Raw genomic sequence first — 7,788 nt, 5'->3', positions numbered from 1 at the left:
CCTCATCACAATCTCAAAATACACGCAATCACGCGGCGGCCGACTTCTCGTCGCCGCCGCGTGATCGTTTAAAGCCAAGGTTCCGGAAAAGCACAAACGCTCCCAGGATACCAAAGGCCAATACCGTTGACGCGGGGTGGAGCAGCCCGGTAGCTCGTCAGGCTCATAACCTGAAGGTCGTCAGTTCAAATCTGGCCCCCGCAACCAAAATACAAAACCCCGTCGCTCCAGCGGCGGGGTTTTTTGCTCGCGGAACACGCTGCGTGCAGCCGAGCGAGGTTGGGAGCAAGCGTAACGCCCGGGACGTCGCCAGGCGAGGGCGCAATCCGCACCGTCAGGATAAACACTAGTCCGAGGTGCCGATCCCGTAATTGTCTGCGACCAGTTCCACCAGGGCGATAGCCTGCAGGCGCGAAGCTCGCGACCTTAGGCGCGAAAACGCCTTGTCCAGACGTTCCGCATCGCTCAAGGCTCCGGGCTCCGCCACATACTCCGTGCGCTCGTCGGAGAAGCCTGGGCGATGTTCGGATAGAGAGAGACCCTCGAAGAAGTAGCCGATGTCGACCCGCAACCCTTTTGCGAGCAGGCATAGAGATTCCGCTGTCAGCCGGCCGGAGCCGTTTTCGTACTTCTGTTCCTGCTGGTAGGTGACACCGAGGATATTGCCGACATCGGTTTGCGTAAGGCCGAGCTTCGCTCTCAACATCTTCAATCGGCCGCCGATATGGCGATTGATCGATTTCATCTTATCGGACATCGCAGCTTTCCGGCATTCTTCGACCACGAGGCAAATGGCGCTAAAAGAACAACGCTATTCCACCAGCCAAATCTTCGCCAGATTTTTAATTCAATCTGCGGTTGAAAGTAACCCAGATTCGAGTTGCTGGCTTACAGCACAATTGTGTGTGGCATATACGCTCGGAATGCAATTTCTGATATAAGGCGAGACAGCATTCAGTACTTGATCTCGCTCCTTGGGATTGCCGTAGCCAATCGATCCCACGAATCCGACGAGGCGCTCCGATCAAGCCGGCGGCTTGATGAGATGCAGATAGCTTGGGTCAAAGCCCGAGAGCTCGCACAGCCCGTCCCAGTCTTTGATCTCAAGCCGCCCCTTGGACAGCGTGACGAGGCTTTGGCTCCTCAGCGTCTGCAAGGTCCTGTTGACGTGCACCAGCGACAGGCCGAGCGCATCGGCCATCTCGGCTTGCGAAAGCGGCCAGTCGCACGTCGCCTCATCAGCAACCAGACCGACCGCGCGCGAGCGGACGTACATTTCGCAGAAAAGGTGGGCCATTCTTTCTTCGGCTGTTCGGCGGCCGACGCCAAGCAGCCAGTCGCGATACGTCGCGGCGTCCACCAGCGTATCCCGCCACATCGCTTTGGCGAGGTTCGGATATCTGAGGTGAAGATCGTTGATGTGGTCGTGGCGGATCAGTCCAAGAGTGGCCGGTGTTATGGCCGACAGAGAATGATCCATCTCCTTCAGCAGAAGGCTTTGCAGATCGGGCATGTCGCCGGGCAGGTGCAGCGAGACGATCTGGCGTTTGCCGCCCGGCGTCATTTTGTGCCGGCAAAGCCAGCCGCTTCCGACCAGCACGCAATGAACCGGCCTGTCGCCTTCGCGTGCGATCGTGTCTTGCGCTCCGATCCTATTCACAATGACCGGCAGATCACGAACGGCGGATTTCTCCTCGGCCGAAAGCAAGGCTATCGTCGATAGCTTCCGGATCAGCGCATCCAGTACGCTTGTACCGCTCGTGAAGGGTTCCATCATCGCAGTGTTCCAGTTTGCGGGCGAAGACAATTTTGGCCCAGAGCGACCAGCTCGGGTCGACGGACGAGAGCCGTCTCACTTGCCGCAATTCCCGCACACATAGTCAGTCGAAGTCATCTGCGAGCGGATCGGTCTGTCCTTCGTTCCATCCGCCCGAAAGCGTCAGCGTCGCATGATAGATCGCGGTGCCACGGTCGTTCCTGACGCGCACCAGAAAACGCCGGTCGTCGCCATTCGATGTATGATCCTTCACCATGTCCGGGAGCGCGGAGAGCGCGGCGACCCGTGCCGCTTCGGCGTCCGAAAAATCCAGACCCTCATGATCGACGTGAGCGTGAGTTCCGTCGTGGGTATCGATGAAATAGCGCTCCATGGACGGTCAATGCTTTGGCGACGCCGAGGTTCCGGGCCGATAAGCTCGACCGCCGAGCCTTTGCGATTGGCACTTTGGCGACCTCGGCACTTTGACGACTTCAGACCGTGCGGCTTTTCACATTGAGCCGCATGCGAGCCATCTCATCGTCGCGCGCTTTTGACCGTCACTCAAAGCCCCGCATGGTCCTTCACATAGGCAGCGATCTCGGCATGGGTCGCAAACCAGCAATCGCCTTTGCTCTTGGCGAGCCTGATCAGTTCCTCGAGGATCCAGATGCGCGAGCGATAGGTGATGACGTGAGGATGCATCGTCAGCAGGAAAAGTCCGCCATCGGCATAAGCGCCTTCGAATTCGCGGCGAAAGATATCGAAGACCGCTTCAGGCGAAGTGTAGGGCCGCAGGGCCTGGAACCGGTTCATGTTGAAATAGACCGCGTCGTCGCGGATCCATTCGACCGGCAGTTCGACCATGCCGGTCGGTTCGCCCTTCTCGATGAGTTCATAGGGGTCGTCGTCGGCAAAGAGCGACGAATCGTAGAGCAGGCCGAGTTCGCGCTCGATGGCGAGCGTGACTTCGGAAAAGTCCCAGGACGGAGTGCGCATGCCGACCGGGCCCACGCCCGTGACCTTTTCGAGGGTGTCGGCCGAACGAAGATGAAGCTCGCGTTCGTCGGCAGCAGGGACCGCGGTGTTGACCTCGTGGATCCAGCCGTGAAGACCGATTTCGTGACCTTCGCCGACGATCCGCCGTTGCTCATCAGGATAGAGCAGGGCGGTGACAGCGGGAACGAAGAAGCTTGCCCGGACACCTTCACGTTGGAGCAGGCTCAGGATGCGGGGAATGCCGACGCGGTTGCCGTATTGGCCCCAGGAGAGGCGGCCGACCGAGTTGCCACCGTCGCGGAGCTCGTTGGTCTCGTGATCGACGTCGAAGGAGAGCGCGACGGCGCAACGGGCACCATCCGGCCATTTTGCCGGCTTGAGATTACGTCCGGCGCGAACGCGCTCGACCTTTCCGCGCCAGACTTCTTCCGGCCATTGCCAGGGGAGTTGCTCGGGCTGGGACATCGGGTTTTCCTCGTTGTGCGGCATACTCTTATGCGGAAGCGACCGGCAGGACCGGCACGGCGGCGAGCAGCCGCCTGGTGTAATCGTGCTGCGGATGGTCGTAGATCTCCCCGGCCAGGCCGGTCTCGACGATCTGGCCGCGATACATGATTGCGACGCGGTCGCAGAGGTGGCGCACCACCGAAAGGTCATGCGAAATGAAGATCAGCGTCAGGTCGAGTTCCTGGCGCAGGCGGATCAGAAGGTTGATGATCTGCGCCTGGATCGAGACATCGAGCGAGGCAACCGGCTCGTCACAGACGACGACATCGGGCTGCATCGCCAGCGCGCGCGCGATGGCGACGCGCTGGCGCTGACCGCCGGAGAACTGGTGCGGATAACGGGCGGCGAAGGCCGGGTCGAGTCCGACGGCGGAAAGCCATTGCGAGACGTAGGTCCGAGATTCCGCGCGGCCGATCAGGCCATGAGCGATCGGACCTTCGGCGATACTGTCACCCACCGTCATCCGCGGGTTCAGCGAGGCGAAGGGATCCTGAAAGATCGTCTGCACCTGCGTCGTGATCTTGTGCGGGCTTTGACCTGAACTCATGATCGGCGCACCGGCGATGCGGACGCTGCCACTGTCGGGCGCATAGATGCCGGCGGCGATGCGCCCGAGCGTGGATTTGCCCGAGCCGGACTCGCCGACGAGGCCCAACGCCTCGCCACGCCGGAGTTCGAGCGTCACGCCATCGACTGCCTGCACGGCGGCTGGCGGCTTCGAGAGGCCGGCCCTCTGCGCGAGCTTGCGAAACAGGCCGGGTGTCTGAGTGAACCGCTTGGCGACATGATCGATCGTGACGTAATGCGTCGCATTCGCAGTATTCGCGGCGGCGTCTCGTGCGATGCGCGGCGGTGGCGCGACATCCGCGCCGATGCCGCCGGCCAGCAACGTGCCGGGTGCCGACCGGGATGGCAAAGCGGCCAGCAAGGCCTGCGTGTAGGCATGCTGCGGGCGGGTCAGCACGGCCAGCGTCGGCCCGGTCTCGACGATCTTGCCGTGACGCATCACGCAGACATGGTCGGCGAGCGAGGCCACGACGGCAAGGTCGTGGCTGATCCAGATCAGCGCGGTGCCGAGCTCGGCGACCAGCTCTTTCATCTCGCCGAGGATCTCCGCCTGCACGGAGACGTCGAGCGCCGTGGTCGGCTCGTCGCAGATGATCAGCCGGGGTTGGTGCAGCAGGGCAATCGCGATGGCGACGCGCTGGCGCATGCCGCCGGAGAATTGATGCGGGTAGAAATTGACCTTGCCCTCGGGGTCGGGAATACGGACCTGCGCCAGCGCGGCGATGGCCCGCCTGCGCGCTTCAGCCGACGACACGCTCTCATGGGCTTCCAGGGCCAGCCGGATCTGGGTCCCGATGGTGAGCATCGGGTTTAGCGTCATCATCGGGTCCTGGAAGACCATCGCGATCTGCTTGCCGCGAATCTTGCGCAGCTCCGAACCGGAAAGGCCGACCAGTTCACGACCTTCGAGCGTCACCGACGAGCCTTGCTCGATGCGGCCGGGCTGGTCGATCAGGCCGATGATGGAAAAGCCGGTGATGCTTTTTCCTGAACCGGATTCGCCGACGAGGCCCATCACCTCGCCGCGCTTCAGCGCGAACGAGACTCCATCGACGGCTTTCACGATGCCTGCACGCGTGTGGAAATGGGTGACGAGGTTCGAGACCTCCAGAAGAGGCGCGTCGCTCATCGCTGCTTCAACCACAGATTTGTCTCAGCCCTCATCCTGAGGAGCGCCGCAGGCGCGTCTCGAAGGATGGTCCAGTGTGTGGTGGCAGCACCCCCTGAAGCATCCTTCGAGACGCCGCTGCGCGGCTCCTCAGGATGAGGGCTGATGTGTCCGAACCGGCTCATCGCTTCAGCCTCGGATTGACCTGATCGCGAACGCGGTCGCCGACGAGGTTGATCGCGACGATCAGGATGATCAGCGCGATGCCGGGGTAGATCGAGATCCAGTAACGGCCCGAGAGCATGTATTGAAAGCCGTTGGCGATGAGCATCCCGAGAGAAGGTTCCGTCACGGGCAGGCCGACGCCGAGGAAGGAGAGTGTCGCCTCCAGCGCGATCGCGTTGGCGACCTGCACTGTTGCGACCACGATCAGCGGCGGCAGGCAGTTCGGGAAGATATGGCGCCAGACCACGCGCCAGCCGGGCAGGGGGGTCGACAGCACGGCCTCGACATAATCCTTGCCGCGCTCGGCGGAGGCCGCGCCATGGGCGGCTCGCGCGAAGTAAGCGTATTGCGCGGCGGCGAGCGCGGCGATGAGCTGGAGCTTGCCCTGCCCCAGCAGCGCCGAGAGCACCAGCGCCAGCAGGATCGCGGGAAAGGCCAGTTGCAGATCCACGATGCGCATGATGAAGGCTTCCCAGCGCCCGCCGATATAGGCCGCGCCGATGCCGAGCGTGACGCCAAGGGAAAAGGCGACGGCGCCCGCGACCAAGCCCATCTCCAGCGAGATGCGCAAGCCGTAGAGGATGGCTGAAAGCAGGTCGCGCCCTTGTGCGTCGGTGCCGAGCCAATGGGTGTAGCCGCCTTCGCCGACGAAGCCGGGCGGACGGCGAGCATCGGAGAGCGAGAGATTGGCGAGGTCGTAGGGGTCCTGCGGCGCGACGAGCGGCGCGCAGATGGCGATGCCGATCATCAGCACCACCACGGCCAGCGCCAAGACGGCGGTCTTGCTCTCGCGGAATTCGGCCCAGAAGCGTGCGGCGGGTGAAGCGTCCTTCATCGTGCGCCTCCCTTTCTGAGCCGAGGATCGAGCCCGACATAGGCGAGGTCGACGAGGAAGTTGATGGTGATGAAGACGAAGGCGACCAGCATCAGATAGGCGACCATCACGGGACGGTCGAGCGACTGGATGGAGTCGATGATCAGCTTGCCGATGCCGGGCCAGGAGAAGATCGTCTCGGTGACGACGGCGAAAGCCAGCGTCGAGGCGAATTCGAGGCCGAACACCGTAACCAACGGGATCGCGATCAGGCGCAGGACATGGCGCCTCAGCACGGTCCATTCCGAGAGGCCGGCGGCGCGGGCGAATTTCACGGTGTCGGAAAGCATCGCTTCACGGGTGCCGGCGCGTGCCAGGCGCGCCATCAGCGCGAGCTTGAACAAAGCAAGGTTGAGCGCTGGCAGCAGCAGATGGCTGAGGCCGTTCAGCGTCAGAAAACTCCATGGCACGCCAAGGATGCTGACGGTGTCGCCGCGCCCGCCGGCCGGCAGCCATTGCAACTGCACCGCGAAGGTCATGATCAGGACGAGGCCGATCCAGAAGGTCGGGACCGAAAAGCCGAGGATCGAGACGGTCATGATGGCGCGCGCCAGCAGGCTGTCGGGCCGGTAGCCGGCATAGATTCCGGCAGGGATACCGATCAATGCCGCGCCGAAGACCGCGGCCAAAGTCAGTTCCAGCGTCGCTGGAAGACGCGACAGGATCAGCTCCATCACCGGCATGCCAAAGACGAAGGAGCGGCCGAAATCGCCGTGCAGCACACGGCCGAGGAAGGTGAAATATTGCTGCCAGAGCGGCAGGTCGAGGCCGTAGCGAGCGATCGTCTGAAGCCGCAGTTCCTGGCTGACATCAGGGCCGATCAGCACGTCGATGGGATTGCCGATGGCATAGACGCCGACGAAGACCAGCGCCGACATGACCAGCATGACGACGAGCGCCTGGGCGAGGCGGCCGGTGATGTGCCCTAGCATCGAGCGGGCCTCCGGCGCGCGTTCACGGCCAGTTCTCCATCATCGCGGCGCGCGTCTCCTCCACCCCGACTTGCCAGAGATGCAACATCTCCTCGTCCGGCCGCTGATAGAGGCCGTGGAAATTGCCGTCACCGAGGATTTCACGGCGCTTGGCCGGGCTCGCCGCCTGGTATTGCGCGGGAATGAAGGGTGGTTTCGGTGTATCCGGCATGGCGACATCAGCCAGCCGGGTCCAGGGGAAGTTCTCCATCCAGGACGCATGCGAGGCGGCCGGATCGATTGCCTTCACGGCCGCGTGGAATTGCGGAGCCGCCCACCAGTTGTGCAGACGCACCGCCGCGTCCTGATGATCAGCAAGCCATTCGGTGGCGAAATTCTGGGCCGGCGAATTGCCGCCATGACCATTGACCAGCACGATGCGGCGGAAGCCGGAGCGGTAGAATCCGTCGAGGAGGTCTTGCAGCAGCGCCGCATAGGTCGAGAGGCGCAGCGAGATGCTGCCGGGAAAATTCAGGAAGCCTGGTGTCAGCCCATAGGCCAGAACCGGGAAGACCGGGATGCCGAGCGGCTCGGCCGCATCGCGTGCGACGCGCTCGGAGAGGATCACGTCGGTCGCCAGGCTCAGATAGGCGTGCTGCTCGACGCTGCCGAGCGGCAGGACGCAGCGATCGTCCCGCTTCGCCTGCTGCTCGATCTGCATCCAGTTCATCTCGGCGACCAGCACGGCGCGATCCTTGCTTCAGGCGTGTTTGCTGTGAACAATGGCGAAAGACCAAGCTTTGCGTCTCACGCCACCGCATCCTTGACTCCCGCATCACGG

The 7,788-nt window shown here is 62.9% G+C and carries 8 protein-coding genes and 1 tRNA gene; 1 reads left to right on the top strand and 8 read right to left on the bottom strand.

The window, feature by feature from the left end; genetic code table 11:
* Nucleotides 1–130: 130 nt before the first annotated feature.
* Nucleotides 131–207 (top strand) — tRNA-Met (locus AC1DR6_RS18030).
* A 139-nt stretch (nucleotides 208–346) separates the two neighbouring features.
* Here AC1DR6_RS18030 and AC1DR6_RS18025 read toward each other — a convergent pair.
* The 8 genes from AC1DR6_RS18025 to AC1DR6_RS17990 all read right to left on the bottom strand — a co-directional run bounded on the left by AC1DR6_RS18025 (nucleotide 347) and on the right by AC1DR6_RS17990 (nucleotide 7,692).
* Nucleotides 347–757, bottom strand: a complete 411-nt coding sequence (locus AC1DR6_RS18025; protein ID WP_476830631.1) for a helix-turn-helix domain-containing protein — start codon at nucleotides 755–757, stop codon at nucleotides 347–349.
* A gap of 267 nt (nucleotides 758–1,024) precedes the next feature.
* Complete coding sequence (locus AC1DR6_RS18020; RefSeq protein WP_476830630.1) at nucleotides 1,025–1,777, bottom strand: Crp/Fnr family transcriptional regulator; 753 nt, start codon at nucleotides 1,775–1,777, stop codon at nucleotides 1,025–1,027.
* 103 nt (nucleotides 1,778–1,880) lie between these two features.
* Nucleotides 1,881–2,150 carry a DUF6894 family protein gene (locus AC1DR6_RS18015; protein WP_476830629.1) on the bottom strand — a complete coding sequence of 90 codons (270 nt, stop codon included), beginning with the start codon at nucleotides 2,148–2,150 and terminating at the stop codon, nucleotides 1,881–1,883.
* Nucleotides 2,151–2,320: 170 nt separating this feature from the next.
* Nucleotides 2,321–3,220 (bottom strand): polysaccharide deacetylase family protein, encoded by a 900-nt coding sequence (locus AC1DR6_RS18010; protein WP_476830628.1) that lies wholly within the window; start codon nucleotides 3,218–3,220, stop codon nucleotides 2,321–2,323.
* A 28-nt stretch (nucleotides 3,221–3,248) separates the two neighbouring features.
* The gene (locus tag AC1DR6_RS18005) at nucleotides 3,249–4,958 is read right to left on the bottom strand and encodes a dipeptide ABC transporter ATP-binding protein (protein WP_476830627.1); all 1,710 of its coding nucleotides are present in this window, start codon (nucleotides 4,956–4,958) and stop codon (nucleotides 3,249–3,251) included.
* A 160-nt stretch (nucleotides 4,959–5,118) separates the two neighbouring features.
* Nucleotides 5,119–5,997: an ABC transporter permease gene (locus AC1DR6_RS18000; RefSeq protein ID WP_476830626.1), complete on the bottom strand. Its 879-nt coding sequence runs from the start codon at nucleotides 5,995–5,997 to the stop codon at nucleotides 5,119–5,121.
* Nucleotides 5,994–6,968, bottom strand: a complete 975-nt coding sequence (locus tag AC1DR6_RS17995) for an ABC transporter permease (protein WP_476830625.1) — start codon at nucleotides 6,966–6,968, stop codon at nucleotides 5,994–5,996. Before AC1DR6_RS17995 ends, AC1DR6_RS18000 begins: the two co-directional genes overlap by 4 nt.
* Before the next feature lie 22 nt (nucleotides 6,969–6,990).
* A complete protein-coding gene (locus AC1DR6_RS17990; RefSeq protein WP_476830624.1) occupies nucleotides 6,991–7,692 on the bottom strand; it encodes a creatininase family protein in 702 nt (233 codons plus the stop codon).
* Nucleotides 7,693–7,788 lie beyond the last annotated feature (96 nt).

It is taken from the genome of Allobosea sp. P5_A5, from assembly GCF_056400625.1.
This window is presented reverse-complemented; position numbering and strand designations above follow the sequence as displayed.

Excerpts from the sequence above, each read along its gene's own strand:
- AC1DR6_RS18000 (WP_476830626.1), bottom strand. The coding sequence starts at position 5,997 with ATGAAGGACGCTTCACCCGCCGCACGCTTCTGGGCCGAATTCCGCGAG.
- AC1DR6_RS18020 (WP_476830630.1), bottom strand. The coding sequence starts at position 1,777 with ATGATGGAACCCTTCACGAGCGGTACAAGCGTACTGGATGCGCTGATC.
- AC1DR6_RS18015 (WP_476830629.1), bottom strand. The coding sequence starts at position 2,150 with ATGGAGCGCTATTTCATCGATACCCACGACGGAACTCACGCTCACGTC.
- AC1DR6_RS17995 (WP_476830625.1), bottom strand. The coding sequence starts at position 6,968 with ATGCTAGGGCACATCACCGGCCGCCTCGCCCAGGCGCTCGTCGTCATG.
- AC1DR6_RS18010 (WP_476830628.1), bottom strand. The coding sequence starts at position 3,220 with ATGTCCCAGCCCGAGCAACTCCCCTGGCAATGGCCGGAAGAAGTCTGG.
- AC1DR6_RS18025 (WP_476830631.1), bottom strand. The coding sequence starts at position 757 with ATGTCCGATAAGATGAAATCGATCAATCGCCATATCGGCGGCCGATTG.
- AC1DR6_RS18005 (WP_476830627.1), bottom strand. The coding sequence starts at position 4,958 with ATGAGCGACGCGCCTCTTCTGGAGGTCTCGAACCTCGTCACCCATTTC.